Source organism: Agromyces ramosus (genome assembly GCF_030817175.1).
Lineage (GTDB): Bacteria > Actinomycetota > Actinomycetes > Actinomycetales > Microbacteriaceae > Agromyces > Agromyces ramosus_A.
In genome coordinates this window covers 3,808,001-3,824,465 of record NZ_JAUSYY010000001.1, presented here as the reverse complement: position 1 = coordinate 3,824,465, position 16,465 = coordinate 3,808,001, and the positions used below count along the sequence as shown (strand labels likewise).

The window sequence follows — 16,465 nt, the reverse complement described above, 5'->3', positions numbered from 1 at the left end:
GAGTCTACCGAGCGGCGCCCCGCGTAACATGGCGGAAACATTCCGGTCACGGCAGGGAAACGGCGCCCGGATAGCGTCGCTAGCGGCTGTGCACGTCCGTCCGGTCACCCCGCCCCCTTGGAGATTCAGTCACATGTTCAGTGATTCGTCCGAAGTGCTCAAGTTCATCAAGGAAACGGATGTCAAGTTCCTCGACATCCGTTTCACCGACCTCCCGGGCGTGCAGCAGCACTTCAACATCCCGGCATCGACCGTCGACGAGGAGTTCTTCACCGTCGGCCAGCTCTTCGACGGCTCGTCGATCCGCGGCTTCGCGAACATCCACGAATCCGACATGCAACTCATCCCCGACGTGACGACCGCGTACATCGACGCCTTCCGCGCCGAGCGCACGCTCATCATGGTCTTCGACATCTACAACCCGCGCAATGGCGAGATCTACGCCAAGGACCCGCGCCAGGTTGCGAAGAAGGCCGAGAAGTACCTCGCGTCGACCGGCATCGCCGACACCGCGTTCTTCGCCCCCGAAGCCGAGTTCTACATCTTCGACGACGTGCGCTACGAAGTGAACCAGCACTCGAGCTTCTACTCGGTCGACTCCGAAGAGGGCGCCTGGAACTCGGGTCGCACCGAAGAGGGCGGGAACCTCGCCAACAAGACGCCCTACAAGGGCGGCTACTTCCCGGTCTCCCCGGTCGACAAGCAGGCCGACCTTCGCGATGACATCTGCCTGAAGCTCATCGACGCCGGCCTCATCCTCGAGCGCAGCCACCACGAGGTCGGCACGGGCGGCCAGGCCGAGATCAACTACCGCTTCGACACGATGGTGCACGCGGCCGACGACATCCTGAAATTCAAGTACATCGTGAAGAACACGGCCGAGCAGTGGGGCAAGACGGCGACGTTCATGCCGAAGCCGCTCTTCGGCGACAACGGCTCGGGCATGCACACGCACCAGTCGCTGTGGAACGACGGCACGCCGCTCTTCTACGACGAGGCCGGCTACGGCGGCCTCTCCGACCTCGCCCGCTGGTACATCGGCGGCCTGCTGAAGCACGCTCCCGCGGTGCTCGCCTTCACGAACCCGACGGTGAACTCCTACCACCGCCTCGTTCCCGGTTTCGAAGCACCCGTGAACCTGGTCTATTCGGCCGGCAACCGCTCGGCGTCGATCCGCATCCCGATCACGGGCACGAACCCGAAGGCCAAGCGCATCGAGTTCCGTGCGCCGGATGCCTCGGGCAACCCGTACCTCGCCTTCGCCGCGCAGCTCATGGCCGGTCTCGACGGCATCAAGAACCGCATCGAGCCGCACGAGCCGGTCGACAAGGACCTCTACGAGCTTCCCCCCGAGGAGGCCAAGTCGATCCCGCAGGTGCCCGGTTCGCTGGGCGAGGCGCTCCTGGCGCTCGAGGCCGACCACGACTTCCTCCTCGAGGGCGGCGTGTTCACCAAGGAGCTCATCGAGACCTGGATCGACTACAAGCGCGAGAAGGAACTGAAGCCCCTCGCACAGCGTCCCCACCCCTTCGAGTTCGAGCTGTACTACGGCGTCTGATCCTGCAGCCACCTGCAGGTCCCCACAGGATGGGCTCGCTCCGCTTCGGCGGGGCGGGCCCATCCGTCGTTTCAGGTGAGGGCGATGCCGCCGTCAGCGCGTCGGCATCGGGATCACCGAATCACGTCGTGGTCGGCTCCCGGCGCGGCTCGATGCCGTAGAAGCCGCGGTCGAAGACGGCGCGAGCCCGGCGGGTGACCTGCAGGTAGTCGTGTTCGAGCTGCGTGGCCGAGCCGGGCGGGTATCCCATGATGCGCGCGACGCCTTCGAGCTGCGAACGCTCGACCGGCAGCACATCGGTGGTGCGGTCGAGCCAGAGGGTGAGCGCCGAGCGGGCGCGCGAGGCGAACACCCAGGCCGCCCGGAGCACTTCGGCCTCGGATGCCTCGACGAGGTCGTGCTCGACCGCGGCGGCCAGCGCGTCGAGCGTCGACGTGGTGCGGAGTGCGGTCACCCGCGCCCCGTGGCGAAGCTGCACGAGCTGCACGAACCACTCGACGTCGGACAGCGAGCCGCGCCCCAGCTTCAGGTGACGCGTCGGGTCGGCGCCCTGCGGCAGTCGTTCGTTCTCGACCCGCGCCTTGATGCGCTTCACCTCGCGGATGTCTCGCTCGGAGATCTCGGCCGGATACCGAACACCGTCGGCGAGCTCGGTGAAGTCGCGGATGAGCGCGTCGTCGCCGGCCACTCCCCTGGCCCGCAGCAGGGCCTGCGCCTCCCACGTGAGCGACCAGCGCGAGTAGTAGGCGCGATAGGCGTCGAGTGAGCGTGCGACGACGCCATTGCGGCCCTCTGGCCGAAGGTCGGCGTCGAGCTCGAACGGGAGCCGCGCGTCTTCGCTGAGGCGCACGAGTTCGGAGACGATGCGAAGCGCGCGACTGTGCGCGGCGTCGGGCGCGGCATCCGTCGCGCGGTAGACGTAGATGATGTCGGCGTCGGAGCCGATGCCGAGCTCACGGCCGCCGAATCGGCCCATGCCGATCACCGCGAACTCGACGCCATCGGGTGAGCCGCCACGGATCGCCGCCACGAGGGCGGCGATGTGGTTCTCGTTGACGTCGCTGAGCCCGCGACCGAGCTCCTCGACCGTGCAGACGTCGAGGATGGCGGAGAGCGCGAGGCGCAGCACCTCGCGGCGACGGATGGCACGGAAGATCTTGGCCGCCTCGTCGGGCTCACCGTGGCGACGCAGCACCGCGCGCGTCTCGTCGACGAGCGAGGCCAGCGGTCTCGGCCGCAGCTCGTCGACGTCTTCGAGCCACGCGACCGCCTCTGGGCTCCGCTCGAGCAGCTCGGCGGCGAACCTCGACCCCGAGAGGACGCGCGTGAGCCGCAACGCCGCGTCGGAGGAGTCGCGCAGGAGTCGAAGGTACCAGTGGGTCGTGCCGAGGGTGTCGCTGAGCCGGCGGAACGAGAGCAGGCCGAAATCGGGATCAGTACCATCGGCGAACCACGAGATGAGCACCGGCATGAGGTGCCGCTGGATGGTGGCCCGTCGCGAGACGCCGGCGGTGAGGGCGCCGATGTGCGCGAGCGCTCCGCGCGGATCGCGGAACCCGATGGCGGCGAGCCGGGCCTCGGCCTGGGCGCTCGTGAGCTCGAGGCCTGAAGCGGGCAGCGCGGCGACCGCCGAGAGCAGCGGCCGGTAGAAGAGGCGTTCGTGGAGGCCACGCACTCGCTGCCTCGTCGACTGCCAGACCTCCGTCAGCTCGCGGGCGTTGCGGCCGAGACCAGACGATCGGGCGAGCACCCTGAGACTGCCCTCATCGCGGGGCATGAGGTGGGTTCGCCGCAGGCGATCGAGTTGCAATCGGTGCTCGAGCACCCGCAGGATGCGGTAGTCGCGTGAGAACTCCGCCGCCTCCTCGCGTCCCACGTAGCCGTGCTCGGCGAGGGCGGCGAGTGCGGGCAGGGTGCCGCCCTGCCTGATGGACGGGTCGGTGGCACCGTGGACGAGCTGCAGGAGCTGCACTGTGAACTCGATGTCGCGGAGCCCCCCGGGGCCGAGCTTCACCTGCACGTCGAGCTCGCCGGCCGGGATGTGCTGCGTGACACGCTCGCGCATGCGCTGCACCGACTCGACGAACCCCTCGCGACTCGAGCTCGCCCACACCTTCGGGGCGACGCCGGCCGCGTAACGCGCGCCGAGATCGGTATCACCGGCGAGCGGGCGCGCCTTGAGCAGGGCCTGGAACTCCCAGCTCTTCGCCCACCTGTCGTAGTACTGGAGGTGCGACTCGAGCGTGCGCACGAGCGCGCCGTCCTTGCCTTCGGGCCGGAGGTTCGGATCGACCTCCCAGAGCGGAGGCTCGATGCCGGCTTCGCCGATGATGCGCATGGTGAGCATCGCGAGCCGAGTTGCGATCTCGAGCGCCCGCGGTGTCGAGACGATCGCATCGTCGGCCGATTCCGCGACGAAGATCACGTCGACGTCGCTCACGTAGTTGAGCTCGCGCGCACCGGCCTTGCCCATGCCGATGATCGCCAGCCGGGTGGCGGCGACCTCGGTAGCCGGGAACCGGCCGAAGCCCGCCGCTTCGCCCTCGACCCGCGAGACGGCACGCCGAGCGGCGGCCACGGCCGCGTTGAGGGTGGCGCCGGCGAGATCGGCCAAGCCAGCGGCCACCACGTCGACGGCGTCGACCGCGTCGGCGCGCGTGAGGTCGTAGATGGCGAGGCCGGTGAGGAGTCGCCGGTATGCCACGCGGATCGCCGTCGACGCCGCATCGACGAGATCGGCGGCGGATGCGGGCACCTCGCTGACGGCGTCGAGCATCACCGTTCGCGCCTCGTCGACCGTGGCAGGTGCCGTCGGCGCCTGCCGCAGGACACCGAGTTCAGCCGGATGCCGCAGCAGGAACTCGGCAAGCCCGCGGGAGGCGCCGAGGAGGCGTGCCAAGCGCTCAGCCGAGGCGTCGTGGCCCAGTGCCGCCGCGACCTCCCCCGGCGCGCGGTCGTGGAGGCGCTGCACCGCCGCGAGCGCCTCGTCGGGATCGGCCGCATGTGCGAACGTCGTCAGCAGACGCTCGGTTTCGATGCCCGTTGCGACCGACAGCGCTTCGAGCGCAACGGAGGACCCGTCGAGGTCGTCGAACCCCGCGCGAGCGAGTCTGCCGAGGGTTGGGGCCTGCCGGGACATCCGTTGCTGGATCAGAGGATCTCGAGGTTGCGCTGCAGCTCGAAGGGCGTGACCTGCGAGCGGTAGTCGCGCCATTCGGCCCGCTTGTTCGCGAGCACGTAGTTGAAGACCTGCTCGCCGAGCGTCTCGGCGACGAGCTCCGACTCCTCCATGAACTCGATCGCATGGTCGAGGCTCGCAGGCAGCGGGTTGTACCCGAGGGCGCGGCGCTCGCTGTCGCTCAGGGTCCAGACGTTGTCTTCTGCCTCGGGAGGCAGCTCGTACCCCTCTTCGATGCCCTTGAGGCCGGCTGCGAGCAGCAGCGAGAACGCGAGGTAGGGGTTCGCCGCTGAGTCGATCGCGCGGTACTCGACACGTGCACTCTGGCCCTTGTTCGGCTTGTAGAGCGGCACCCGCACGAGGGCGGAGCGGTTGTTGTGGCCCCAGCAGACGAAGCTCGGCGCCTCACCGCCGCCCCACAGGCGCTTGTAGGAGTTCACGAACTGGTTCGTGACTGCCGAGATCTCAGCCGAATGGCGGAGGAGCCCGGCGATGAACTGGCGCCCGATCTTCGAGAGCTGGTACTGCGCCCCCGGCTCGTAGAACGCGTTGGCGTCACCCTCGAAGAGTGAGAGGTGGGTGTGCATGCCGGAGCCGGGATAGTCGGAGAACGGCTTGGGCATGAACGTGGCATACACACCCTGCTCGATCGCGACCTCCTTCACGACGGTGCGGAACGTCATGATGTTGTCGGCGGTCGTCAGCGCGTCGGCGTAGCGCAGGTCGATCTCGTTCTGACCAGGACCGGCCTCGTGGTGGCTGAACTCCACCGAGATGCCGAGGTCTTCGAGCATGCGCACCGAACGCCGCCGGAAGTCGTGGGCCGTGCCGCCCGGCACGTTGTCGAAGTAGCCGGCCGAGTCGACGGGCACGGGGCCCTCTTCGCCGTACTTCGACGAGCGCAGCAGGTAGAACTCGATCTCGGGGTGCGTGTAGAACGTGAACCCGCGGTCGGCTGCACGCTCGAGCGTGCGCTTGAGCACGTTGCGGGGATCGGCCACCGCCGGCTCGCCGTCGGGCGTCGTGATGTCGCAGAACATTCGGCCGGTCGGATCGACATCGCCACGCCACGGGAGCGTCTGGAACGTCGTCGGATCGGGGAAGGCGAGCAGGTCGGACTCGAACGTGCGACTGAGTCCCTCGATGGCCGAGCCGTCGAACCCGATGCCCTCGGTGAACGCCCCCTCGACCTCGGCCGGCGCGATGGCCACCGACTTCAGCGTGCCCACGACATCGGTGAACCAGAGCCTGACGAACTTGACCCCCCGTTCCTCGATCGTGCGAAGAACGAAGTCGCGCTGCTTATCCATCCACACCCTCTCTCGCATCTCTCAGCGTACTGGCTCGCGCGCGCCTGCACGGCCGGGACCGGATGCCGCGTGTGCCAGACTTGCCCCATGTCAGGCGAGCCCCAGACCGCAGCATCCGACACCTCGACCGGCGCCGAGCAGAACCCCTATGGCGGCGCCGCCGCGACCGGAGGGCCGAAGCGCGTGCGCACCCGGCACTTCCAGAACGCCAAGCGCGAGGGCATCAAGATCACCGGGCTCACGAGCTACGACATGCTCACCGCCCGCATCTTCGACGAGGCCGGTATCGACTTCCTCCTCGTCGGCGACTCTGCCGGCAACAACGTCTTCGGCTACGAGACGACGCTGCCCGTCACCGTCGACGAGCTGATCCCCCTCACCCGTGCCGTCGCCGGCGCGGTGAAGCGGGCGTTCGTCGTCGCCGACATGCCCTTCGGCTCCTACGAGAACGGCCCCGAAGACGCACTGCACACGGCCGTGCGGTTCATGAAGGAGACCGGTGCGCACGCGGTGAAGCTCGAAGGCGGTGAGCGCAGCTACAAGCAGATCCGTCGCATCGTCGGCGCCGGAATCCCGGTCATGGGGCACATCGGCTACACGCCGCAGAGCGAGCACGGGCTCGGCGGGCACGTGATCCAAGGACGCGGTGAGGGTGTGAAGCAACTGCTCGCCGACGCCAAGGCGGTGCAGGATGCGGGCGCGTTCGCGGTCGTGCTCGAAATGGTGCCGGCCGACGCCGCCCGCCAGGTGACCGAACTCCTCGACATCCCCACCATCAGCGTGGGGGCGGGCCCGCACACCGACGGGCAGCTGCTCGTATGGACCGACTGGGCGGGACTCACGATCGGTCGGGTGCCCAAGTTCGTGAAGCAGTACGCCGATCTCTCGGGCATCCTCAGCTCGGCGGCGAAGGAATGGCGCGCCGACGTGGAGTCGGGCAGCTACCCGAACGCCGAGCACAGCTACGAGTAGCGGCTACTCCTCGGCGGCTTCCTCTTCAGCCCACTTCGCGCTGTTCGCGCGCAGGATCTCGAGGGCCCGCTCGGCCTCCGCCCGTGTCTCGAACGGACCGACCCGATCGACTGAGGGCGACTCGAATCCCTGCTCCACCTCGCCGGTGTGCAGGTTGTACCAGAACATGTGCTCGACGTCCTCGGCCATAGGCTGATCCTATGCCCAAGGATGCCTCCGGCCACCTGATTCCCGGCCGTCTGTCGCCCATTCGCGCCGTGCCCGCTGGCATCGCGCGTCCCGAGTACGTGGGCCGGCGCGGTCCCGCCCCGTACTCTGGCGGCGACTGGTACGCCCCCGATGACGTGCAGCGCATCCGCGCCGCCGGACGCATCGCAGCGGGTGCGATCGACGCGGCGGCCGCGGCCATCCGACCCGGCGTGACCACCGACGAACTCGACCGCATCGTGCACGAGTACGTCATCGCGCACGGCGCGTACCCGTCGACCCTCGGCTACCGGGGCTTCCCGAAGTCATCGTGCACCTCGGTGAACGAGGTGGTCTGCCACGGCATCCCCGATGACACGGTGCTCGACGACGGCGATCTCGTGAACCTCGACGTGACCGCCTACCTCGACGGGTTCCACGGCGACCTCAACCAGACGTTCCTCGTGGGCTCGGCGACCGAGGAGGCGCGGCTCCTCGTCGAGCGTACGCGAGAAGCCCTCGCACGAGGCATCCGTGCCGTCGCCCCAGGCCGCCAGGTGAACGTCATCGGACGTGCGATCGAGGCCTACGCGAAGCGATTCGGCTACGGCGTCGTTCGCGACTACACCGGTCACGGCGTGGGCCGCGCCTTCCACTCGGGCCTCATCATCCCCCACTACGACGACGCCGACTTCGACACCGTGCTTGAGCCTGGGATGGTCTTCACCGTCGAGCCGATGCTCACGCTCGGCACCATCGAATGGGATCTCTGGCCCGACGACTGGACCGTCGTCACACGGGATCGTGCGCTCACGGCCCAGTTCGAGCACACCCTCGTCGTCACCGAGCGCGGTGCCGACATCCTGACCGTCGCCTGAATCACGGCCGTGGAGCTCGCGATAGTCTGGCGGCATGGCCACTGACCTCGCGATCGGCATCGACATCGGCGGCACCGGAATCAAGGGGGCGGTCGTCGACCTGTCCACCGGCAAGCTCGTGTCGGACCGCAAGAAGGTGGCCACGCCCGAGGGTGGCCGGCCGGCCGACATCCTCGAGGCGACCGACGATCTGCTCGCCGAACTCGATCAGGCATCGGGTGCCGCACTCCCCCTCGGCGTCTGCTTCCCGGCGGTCGTGAAGCACGGCCGCACGCTCTCGGCGGCGAACATCTCCCACGAGTGGATCGGCCTGCCCGCCGAGACGCTGTTCGAGAAGCGATTCGGTCGCGAGATCCACTTCATCAACGACGCGGATGCCGCGGGGTACGCCGAGTCCCGATACGGCGCCGCGGCCGGCGCAGAAGGTCTCGTGATCCTCGCGACGCTCGGCACGGGCATCGGCTCCGCGTTCATCTACGACGGGATCCTCGTGCCGAACACCGAGCTGGGGCACCTCGAGATCGACGGGGTCAACGCGGAGACGCGTGCGGCGTACTCGGCCATGGAGCGGGAGTCGCTCAGCTGGACCGAGTGGGCCGCGCGGCTGCAGCGCTACTTCTCGGTCGTCGAGGCCCTCTTCTCGCCCGACCTCTTCGTCGTCGGCGGCGGGGTCTCGAAGCACCACCAGGAGTTCCTGCCGCTCCTCGACCTGGGCACGCCGATCGTGCCCGCGGTGCACCGCAACAACGCGGGCATCCTGGGTGCCGCGACGCTCGCGACGCGGTAGGAGTCGACGAGACGGCCCGCTTGCGGACCGTCTTGAAGGCGAGCGGGTCAGCTGATACGCCGGGTTCTGTTCACCGCGACCCTTGCGTGTCGCAGCTGGACGGCCATCTCTCTCGGAGCCACGTTGCCGTGACCCTCCAGCGGCCTACCCGGGAACGGGACGGGCAGCCCCATCGTTCCCTGTCTGACCTTGCTCCGGACGAGGTTTACCGAGCCGATCAGGTCACCCTGACCGCTGGTGGGCTCTTACCCCACCGTTTCACCCTTACCGCGGGCCGAAGCCTGCGGCGGTCTGCTTTCTGTGGCACTGTCTCGCGGGTTGCCCCGGGTGGGTGTTACCCACCATCCTGCCCTGCGGAGCCCGGACGTTCCTCGGCATCCGATCGCTCGGATGACGCGGCCGTCTTGCCGACCCGCTCGCCCTCTCAGACTACCGTCAGAACCTGACGTTCGGCTTCACGCGGCGGCTGCGCGCAGGTCAGAGGCCCGACTCATCGGTGCGCACGAGGATGCGGTCGCACTCGGGACAGGCCACGACCTCATCGGGCGCCGAGCGACGCACGACGTCGAGGTCGGAGCCGGTGAGCGTCATTCCGCAGCCGCCACAGGTGCGCGCCTGGAGCAATGCCGCCCCCACTCCCCCGCCGCGCACTCGACGCTGCTCGTAGAACGCGAGCAGTGCCTCGGGGATGCCGCCGGCGACGACGCCGCGATCGCGTTCGGTCTGCTCGCGCTCGACGGCGAGCCCGCCCGCCGCTTCGTCGCGTGCCGCCTCGAGGCTCGCGGCCTCGGAAGCGATGGCCGCGCGCTGCATGTCGATGCTCGACACGGCCACCTCGGCCTCCTCGACCCGCTCCATGACGACGAGCTCCTGGTCTTCGAGGTCGGAGAGCCGCTTGGCGAGCGAGGCGAGCTCCGACTCGAGCCCCGCGACGTCCTTCACGGACGAGGTGTGCTGCAGGCGATCGCCGTCGCGTGCGATGCGCGCTTCGACCACCGCGACGTCGGATTCGAGCCGCTTGAGCTCTGCTCGCGCGTCTTCGAGTGCGCCGAAGGCCTCAGCGCGGCTGCCGCGCACCGCGGTGTCGCGCTGCGCGAGCTCCGCGAGCGGCGCCGCCTGCGGCAGGCTGCCGAGCCGGTGCGCGATCTGCTGCAGCCTCGTGTCGAGCGATTGGAGTCGCAGTAGCTGCTGCTGTTCGGCTGGGCTGGCCTTCACGTGGTGCTCCTCGTGGGGGTCGGGGTGGAGTGAGTCATCATTGCACGACCTGGAAGTCCCAAGGGTCGGTGCGGAGGTCGCTGACGACGACCTCGAGCTCCGGATGGGCGACGCGGAGCTCGGCGGCCGCGGCATCGAGCCAGAGCCACTCGCTCGCCCAGTGCGACACGTCGATGAGTGCGGGCCCCCCGACCAGGAGCGCCTGCTCGCGGGCTTCGGATGCCGGGTGGTGCCGGAGGTCGGCGGTGATGTACACGTCGGCGGCTCGAACCCCGGGGTCGCCGAGCAGCGAGTCGCCGGCGCCGCCGCACACCGCCACGGTCTGCACCTGATCGTCGAAGCCGCCCGAGGCGCGAACACCGGTGGCGGTCGCGGGCAGCACCTCGGCCAGCAGGCGGGCGAGCCGGCCGAGCGTTGACGGCTCGGAGAGGCGCCCGATGCGTCCGAGTCCGAGCGCAGGGTCGGCGCCCGGGACGATCGGGCGCACGTCGACGAGGCCGAGGCGTGCCGCCAGGACCGCGGAGGTGCCCTGCTCGACGACGTCGGCGTTCGTGTGTGCAGCCAGCAGCGCGCAACGTGCACGGATCAGCCGAGTCAGGAGGGCGCCCTTGTACCGGTCTTCGGCGATGCTCGTCACCCCGCGGAGCAACAGCGGGTGGTGGGCGATGAGCAGGTCGGCACGGGCCTCGATCGCCTCGTCGACGGTGGCGGCCACGGCGTCGACGGCGAAGAGCACACGGCCCACCGAGGCATCCGGATCGCCCGTGATCAGGCCGGGGGCGTCCCACGACTCGGCGCCCGCGAGCGGCCAGAGTCGATCGACCGTCGTGAGGAGCGCGGCGAGGGTGACAGGCACCCGCCCAGCCTAGCCCGAGTGCACCCGCCACCCGGGTGGGGAGACGGCGGGATGGTGGGCCCTGCCGGGCTCGAACCGACGACATCCACGGTGTAAACGTGGCGCTCTACCAACTGAGCTAAAGGCCCGCCGCGCGCGGCGCACGACCATGGTATCCGAGGCTGCCTAGACTCGCGGCCATGGAACCGATGCAGCATCCGAGCCGCAGCGCCCCCGCTGAGCATCGATGGCCGGTCGTCGTCGCCGTGCTGGTCGCCCTCTCGCTGTACGCGCTGTTGCCCGACGAGGTCTTCGGCCCGCAACGCTTCATCGTCGTCGCCGCGGGGCTCGCCCTGCTCGTCCCGCTCATCATCGTGAACCCGCACCGCCTGACGCGTCAGACGCCGGCGACGCGCCGGCTCGCGATCGGGTTCGCGATCGGGCTCGTGGTGGCCAACCAGGTCACGCTCGTGCTGCTCATCGTCCAGCTCATCGGCGGTGCGCAGGATGCCCCGAGCCTCCTGCGTGCGGCACTGCAGGTATGGGTCGCGAACGTCATCGGCTTCACGATCCTCTACTGGGAGGTCGACCGCGGCGGTCCGGTCAGCCGCACCATGGAGGCGCGCGAGGCACTGCCGCCCGCGGACTTCCGATTCCCCCAGGACGAGGACCACGACGCCGTCACCGAGGTCGCTGCGCGCTCCTCGGCCAGGAACGACTGGACGCCGCGATTCGTCGACTACTTCTACTCGTCGCTGTCCAACACGATGGCGTTCAGCGCCACCGACGCGATGCCGCTCTCGCCCCGGTTCAAGCTGCTCATGGGATTGCAGGCGTTCGGCGGCTTCCTGATCCTCGCGCTCGTGATCGCGCGGTCGGTGAACATCCTCTCGCCTTGACCGGATGCCCCGGCGCTCAGATCGACTCGAGCGCCGCGCGATACTGCTCGAGCGATCGTGCCTCGCCCCGCGGCGATGCGAAACTCGCCCGGATCACCCCGTCGGCGCCGATCACGAAGGTCGCGCGCTCAGCGGTGCCCTTCTCCTCGTCGAACGCCCCGAACGCCGAGGCGACCGCGCCGTGCGGCCAGAAGTCGGCGAGCAGCTGGAACTCGTAGGCCTCGGCCTCCGCCCACGCGCGAAGGGTGTGCTTCGAGTCCACCGACACGCCGACGAGTTCGACGCCCGCGCCGCGGAACACCGCGATGTTGTCGCGCAACTCGCAGAGCTCGCCCTGGCAGACACGCGAGAAGGCGAGCGGGAAGAAGACGAGCGCGACCGGCTTGCCCCCCACGAGATCGCTGAGCCGAGTCGTCTGGCCGAACTGGTTCACAAGTGCGAAGCCGGGGGCGGGAGCGCCGGGTTCGAGGATCATCGCGGAGTCCGTTTCGTCGAGGTTCGGCTGGATCGGGCGCCCAGCCTAGCCCGCACTCGCGGGGCATAGAATCACTAGGATGGCGTGGTGCCATGCGACCGCGCGACGGTCTGCCTCGACGTGCGCACGCCCACACCCCGCAGTCAAGCACTGCTGAAGAGAGAGGTCGAGTGTGACTGTCAACGACCAGGACCCCTACTCGGTCGAGACGATGGACTCCGATCCCGAGGAGACATCCGAATGGGCCGAGTCCCTCGACGCGCTCGTCGCCGAGAGGGGGCACCAGCGGGCGCGTGAGATCATGCTCAGCCTGCTCAAGCGCTCGAAGGAACTGCACCTCGGCGTGCCGATGGTGCCGACGACCGACTACCTGAACACGATCGCGCCCGAGAACGAGCCCGAGTTCCCGGGCGACGAGGAGATCGAGCGTCGCTACCGCGCGTGGATCCGGTGGAACGCGGCGATGCTCGTGCATCGTGCACAGCGTCCGGGCATCGCGGTCGGCGGGCACATCTCGACGTACGCGTCATCCGCTGCGCTCTACGAGGTCGGCTTCAACCACTTCTTCCGCGGCCAGGACCACCCGGGCGGCGGCGACCAGATCTTCATCCAGGGGCACGCCTCCCCCGGCACCTACGCCCGCGCCTTCCTCGAGGGCCGCCTGTCAGCCGAGCAGCTCGACGGGTTCCGTCAAGAGAAGTCGCACGCGCCGAACGGGCTCTCGTCGTACCCGCACCCGCGCCTCATGCCGGAGTTCTGGCAGTTCCCGACCGTGTCCATGGGCCTCGGCCCCATCAACGCGATCTACCAGGCGCAGGCCAACAAGTACCTCACGAACCGCGGCATCAAGGACGCCTCCGACCAGCACGTCTGGGCGTTCCTCGGCGACGGTGAGATGGACGAGGTCGAGAGCCGCGGCCAGCTGCAGGTCGCCGCGAACGAGGGCCTCGACAACCTCACGTTCATCGTGAACTGCAACCTCCAGCGGCTCGACGGCCCGGTGCGCGGCAACGGCAAGATCATCCAGGAGCTCGAGAGCTTCTTCCGCGGCGCCGGCTGGAACGTCATCAAGGTGGTCTGGGGCCGCGAATGGGACGACCTGCTCGCCCGCGACCACGACGGCGCGCTCCGCAACCTCATGAACGTCACCCCCGACGGCGACTACCAGACGTACAAGGCCGAGTCGGGCGCCTACGTTCGCGAGAACTTCTTCGGTCGCGACCCGCGTGCGCTCGAGCTGGTCTCCCACCTCTCCGACGACGAGGTGTGGGGTCTCAAGCGCGGCGGCCACGACTACCGCAAGGTCTACGCGGCGTTCAAGGCGGCAGCCGAGCACAAGGGCCAGCCGACGGTCATCCTGGCGAAGACGATCAAGGGCTACGGCCTCGGTCCGTCCTTCGAGGGTCGCAACGCGACCCACCAGATGAAGAAGATGACGCTCGACAACCTCAAGACGTTCCGCGACGCGATGCGCATCCCGATCACCGACGCGCAGCTCGAGGAGAACCCCTACCTGCCGCCGTACTACACGCCCGGCGATCAGGACGAGGCGATCCAGTACCTCCACGAGCGCCGGCGCGCGCTCGGCGGGTACCTGCCCGAGCGTCGCACGACGCACACGGCGATCACGCTCCCCGACGACTCGGCGTACGCGATCTCGAAGAAGGGCTCCGGCACTCAGGAGATCGCGACGACCATGGCGTTCGTGCGGCTCCTGAAAGACCTGATGCGCTCGAAGGACTTCGGCAACCGCATCGTGCCGATCATCCCCGACGAGGCACGAACCTTCGGCATCGACGCGTTCTTCCCGACCGCGAAGATCTACAACCCGAACGGACAGCACTACACCTCGGTCGATCGTGAGCTCCTCCTCGCCTACAAGGAGAGCCCGCAGGGCCAGATCATCCACGTCGGCATCAATGAGGCCGGCGCGCTCGCCGCGTTCACCGCCGTCGGTACCTCGTACTCCACCGAGGGCGAGCCGCTCATCCCGATCTACGTGTTCTACTCGATGTTCGGGTTCCAGCGCACGGGCGACGCGATCTGGGCGGCCGGCGACCAGATGACGCGCGGCTTCATGATCGGGGCGACCGCGGGCCGCACCACGCTCACGGGCGAGGGCCTGCAGCACGCCGACGGCCACTCGCTCTTCCTCGCGGCGACGAACCCGGCCGTGGTGTCCTACGACGCCGCATACGGCTACGAGATCGGGCACATCATGCGCTCGGGCCTCGAGCGCATGTACGGCGGCCAGCACCCCGATCCGAACGTCATGTACTACCTCACGGTGTACAACGAGCCGATCGTGCAGCCCGCCGAGCCCGAGGGCACCGACGTCGAGGGCATCGTCCGCGGCATCCACCGACTCTCCGAGTCCGCCGTCGGCGGACCGAAGGCGCAGCTGCTCGCGTCGGGTGTCGCGGTGCCATGGATCATCGAGGCGCAGCAACTCCTCGAGCAGGACTGGGGAGTCTCGGCCGACGTCTGGTCGGTCACGAGCTGGACCGAGCTGAACCGTGACGGCCTCGCCGCCGACGAGCACAACTTCCTGAACCCCGACGCCGAGCGCCGGGTGCCATACCTGACGCAGAAGCTCGGCGACGCGCGCGGCCCGTTCGTCGCGGTCTCCGACTTCATGCACGGGGTGCCCGAGCAGATCCGGCCCTATGTGCCCGGTCAGTACGCGACCCTCGGCGCCGATGGCTTCGGATTCTCGGACACGCGGCCGGCGGCTCGTCGATTCTTCAAGATCGACGGACCCTCGGTCGTGGTGCGCACGCTCGAGCTCCTCGCCGAACGCGGAGAAGTCGACCGCACGCTCCCCGCCCAGGCCATCGAGCGGTACCGGTTGCACGACGTGAACGCCGGTACCACCGGATCGGCCGGCGGCGAGAGCTAGCAGGCGACGAGGTGGCGACGAGGCCGAAGACGAAGGCGGAGACGCTCGCGTGGTTGCGCACCATCGCGGGCGAACTCGCGACCGCGACCCTCAAGCGACTCGAAGACACGCTGCCGTGGTACGGCGACATGCCTCCGAGTCGCCGCTCCGCCGTCGGCCTCGTCGCCCAAGCCGGCATCTCGTCGTTCATCTCCTGGTTCGAAGACCCCCGCTCGACGCCATGGATCGCGGCCGACGTCTTCGGCGCCGCCCCGCGTGAGCTGCTCCGTTCGGTGAGCCTGCAGCAGACGCTGCAGCTCATCCGGGTCACGGTCGAGGTCGTCGAGGAGCGCGTCAAAGACGGCAGCGAGCCGCTCCGCGAGGCCATCCTGCTCTACTCGCGCGAGATCGCGTTCGCGGCGGCCGACGTGTACGCTCGGGCCGCCGAAGCGCGCGGGCTGTGGGATGCACGCCTCGAGGCGCTCGTCGTCGATTCGATCCTCTCCGGCGAGGCCGACGATGAGCTGCCGAGCCGCATCGCAGCGCTCGGCTGGCACGGGCACGGCGAGGTGGCGGTGCTCGTCGGCACCTCGCCGAAGCAACTCGACGTCGACCACCTGCGCCGGGCCGCCCGGCACATGCAGGCCGACGTGCTGATCGGCGTGCAGGGCAACCGGCTCGTGCTCGTCATCGGCCGCGCCGATCCCCTCGCCCGCGAGAACGACGAGGCGATCGGCACGGCGTCGGCGCTCACCTTCATGGAGATCGCCGCCCAGCTCGAGCCGCAGTTCGGGCCGGGTCACCTGGTGCTCGGACACGAGGTGCCGAACCTGGTCGACGCGTCGAAGAGCGCGAAGGCCGCGCTCGCGGGGTTCGCGGTCGCACGGTCGTGGCGGCACGCGCCGCGTCCGGTGCACGCCGACGACCTGCTTCCCGAACGCGCCCTCGCCGGCGATCCGCTCGCCCGGGCGACCCTCGTGCACCGCATCTACCGTCCGCTCCAGGCGCACTCGACCGAACTGCTCACGACGCTCTGGAGCTACCTCGACAACGGCCGCTCACTCGAGGCCACCGCCCGGGAGCTCTTCGTGCACCCGAACACGGTGCGGTACCGCCTGAAGCGCGTGTCCGACGTGATCGGCTGGGACGCCACCGGCGCCCGCGAGGCGCTCATCCTGCAGTCGGCGCTCATCATCGGTTCGATGAGCGACCACGAGGCGCCGCCACGCCGTCGTCCGTCCAACTGACCTGGGATTCTGTTCGCCCGGTACAAGGGTTCCCCGAAGAGCTTGTA

The 16,465-nt window shown here is 69.1% G+C and carries 13 protein-coding genes, 1 tRNA gene and 1 other RNA gene; 7 read left to right on the top strand and 8 right to left on the bottom strand.

The window, feature by feature from the left end; translation table 11 throughout:
- Positions 1-133: 133 nt before the first annotated feature.
- A complete protein-coding gene (glnA, locus tag QFZ26_RS17890; RefSeq protein ID WP_307044534.1) occupies positions 134-1,558 on the top strand; it encodes a type I glutamate--ammonia ligase in 1,425 nt (474 codons plus the stop codon).
- Positions 1,559-1,679: 121 nt separating this feature from the next.
- Here the strand turns inward: glnA and QFZ26_RS17885 are convergent, their stop codons facing one another.
- Together QFZ26_RS17885 and QFZ26_RS17880 are read right to left on the bottom strand one after the other, a co-directional pair.
- Positions 1,680-4,697: a bifunctional [glutamine synthetase] adenylyltransferase/[glutamine synthetase]-adenylyl-L-tyrosine phosphorylase gene (locus QFZ26_RS17885; RefSeq protein ID WP_307044532.1), complete on the bottom strand. Its 3,018-nt coding sequence runs from the start codon at positions 4,695-4,697 to the stop codon at positions 1,680-1,682.
- Positions 4,698-4,708: 11 nt separating this feature from the next.
- The gene (locus QFZ26_RS17880; protein ID WP_307044530.1) at positions 4,709-6,046 is read right to left on the bottom strand and encodes a glutamine synthetase family protein; all 1,338 of its coding nucleotides are present in this window, start codon (positions 6,044-6,046) and stop codon (positions 4,709-4,711) included.
- A gap of 87 nt (positions 6,047-6,133) precedes the next feature.
- On the opposite strand from QFZ26_RS17880, the gene panB reads away from it, so the two are divergent.
- Positions 6,134-7,018, top strand: coding sequence for a 3-methyl-2-oxobutanoate hydroxymethyltransferase (panB, locus tag QFZ26_RS17875; protein ID WP_307044528.1), 885 nt, complete (start codon positions 6,134-6,136; stop codon positions 7,016-7,018).
- A gap of 3 nt (positions 7,019-7,021) precedes the next feature.
- Here the strand turns inward: panB and QFZ26_RS17870 are convergent, their stop codons facing one another.
- Positions 7,022-7,207, bottom strand: coding sequence for an SPOR domain-containing protein (locus tag QFZ26_RS17870; RefSeq protein WP_307044526.1), 186 nt, complete (start codon positions 7,205-7,207; stop codon positions 7,022-7,024).
- A gap of 11 nt (positions 7,208-7,218) precedes the next feature.
- On the opposite strand from QFZ26_RS17870, the gene map reads away from it, so the two are divergent.
- Together map and ppgK are read left to right on the top strand one after the other, a co-directional pair.
- Positions 7,219-8,082: a type I methionyl aminopeptidase gene (gene map, locus QFZ26_RS17865; protein ID WP_307044525.1), complete on the top strand. Its 864-nt coding sequence runs from the start codon at positions 7,219-7,221 to the stop codon at positions 8,080-8,082.
- A gap of 34 nt (positions 8,083-8,116) precedes the next feature.
- Entirely contained in the window at positions 8,117-8,869 is a 753-nt protein-coding gene (gene ppgK / locus QFZ26_RS17860; RefSeq protein WP_307044523.1) for a polyphosphate--glucose phosphotransferase, read from the top strand.
- A 39-nt stretch (positions 8,870-8,908) separates the two neighbouring features.
- Here the strand turns inward: ppgK and rnpB are convergent.
- The 4 genes from rnpB to QFZ26_RS17840 all read right to left on the bottom strand — a co-directional run bounded on the left by rnpB (position 8,909) and on the right by QFZ26_RS17840 (position 11,068).
- An RNA gene (rnpB, locus tag QFZ26_RS17855) (RNase P RNA component class A) lies at positions 8,909-9,284 on the bottom strand.
- A gap of 62 nt (positions 9,285-9,346) precedes the next feature.
- A complete protein-coding gene (locus tag QFZ26_RS17850; protein ID WP_307044520.1) occupies positions 9,347-10,084 on the bottom strand; it encodes a zinc ribbon domain-containing protein in 738 nt (245 codons plus the stop codon).
- Positions 10,085-10,121: 37 nt separating this feature from the next.
- Positions 10,122-10,940 carry a Nif3-like dinuclear metal center hexameric protein gene (locus tag QFZ26_RS17845; RefSeq protein WP_307044519.1) on the bottom strand — a complete coding sequence of 273 codons (819 nt, stop codon included), beginning with the start codon at positions 10,938-10,940 and terminating at the stop codon, positions 10,122-10,124.
- A 52-nt stretch (positions 10,941-10,992) separates the two neighbouring features.
- Positions 10,993-11,068: transfer RNA gene (locus QFZ26_RS17840), tRNA-Val, on the bottom strand.
- Positions 11,069-11,119: 51 nt separating this feature from the next.
- Here QFZ26_RS17840 and QFZ26_RS17835 point away from each other — a divergent pair.
- On the top strand, positions 11,120-11,818 hold the full coding sequence (locus QFZ26_RS17835) for a hypothetical protein (RefSeq protein WP_307044517.1): 699 nt from the start codon (positions 11,120-11,122) through the stop codon (positions 11,816-11,818).
- A gap of 16 nt (positions 11,819-11,834) precedes the next feature.
- Here the strand turns inward: QFZ26_RS17835 and QFZ26_RS17830 are convergent, their stop codons facing one another.
- Complete coding sequence (locus tag QFZ26_RS17830) at positions 11,835-12,293, bottom strand: peroxiredoxin (RefSeq protein ID WP_307044515.1); 459 nt, start codon at positions 12,291-12,293, stop codon at positions 11,835-11,837.
- A gap of 172 nt (positions 12,294-12,465) precedes the next feature.
- Here QFZ26_RS17830 and aceE point away from each other — a divergent pair, with 172 nt between their 5' ends.
- A complete protein-coding gene (gene aceE / locus QFZ26_RS17825) occupies positions 12,466-15,192 on the top strand; it encodes a pyruvate dehydrogenase (acetyl-transferring), homodimeric type (protein ID WP_307044513.1) in 2,727 nt (908 codons plus the stop codon).
- Positions 15,193-15,203: 11 nt separating this feature from the next.
- Positions 15,204-16,418, top strand: a complete 1,215-nt coding sequence (locus tag QFZ26_RS17820; protein ID WP_307044511.1) for a PucR family transcriptional regulator — start codon at positions 15,204-15,206, stop codon at positions 16,416-16,418.
- The last annotated feature ends 47 nt before the right edge of the window (positions 16,419-16,465 follow it).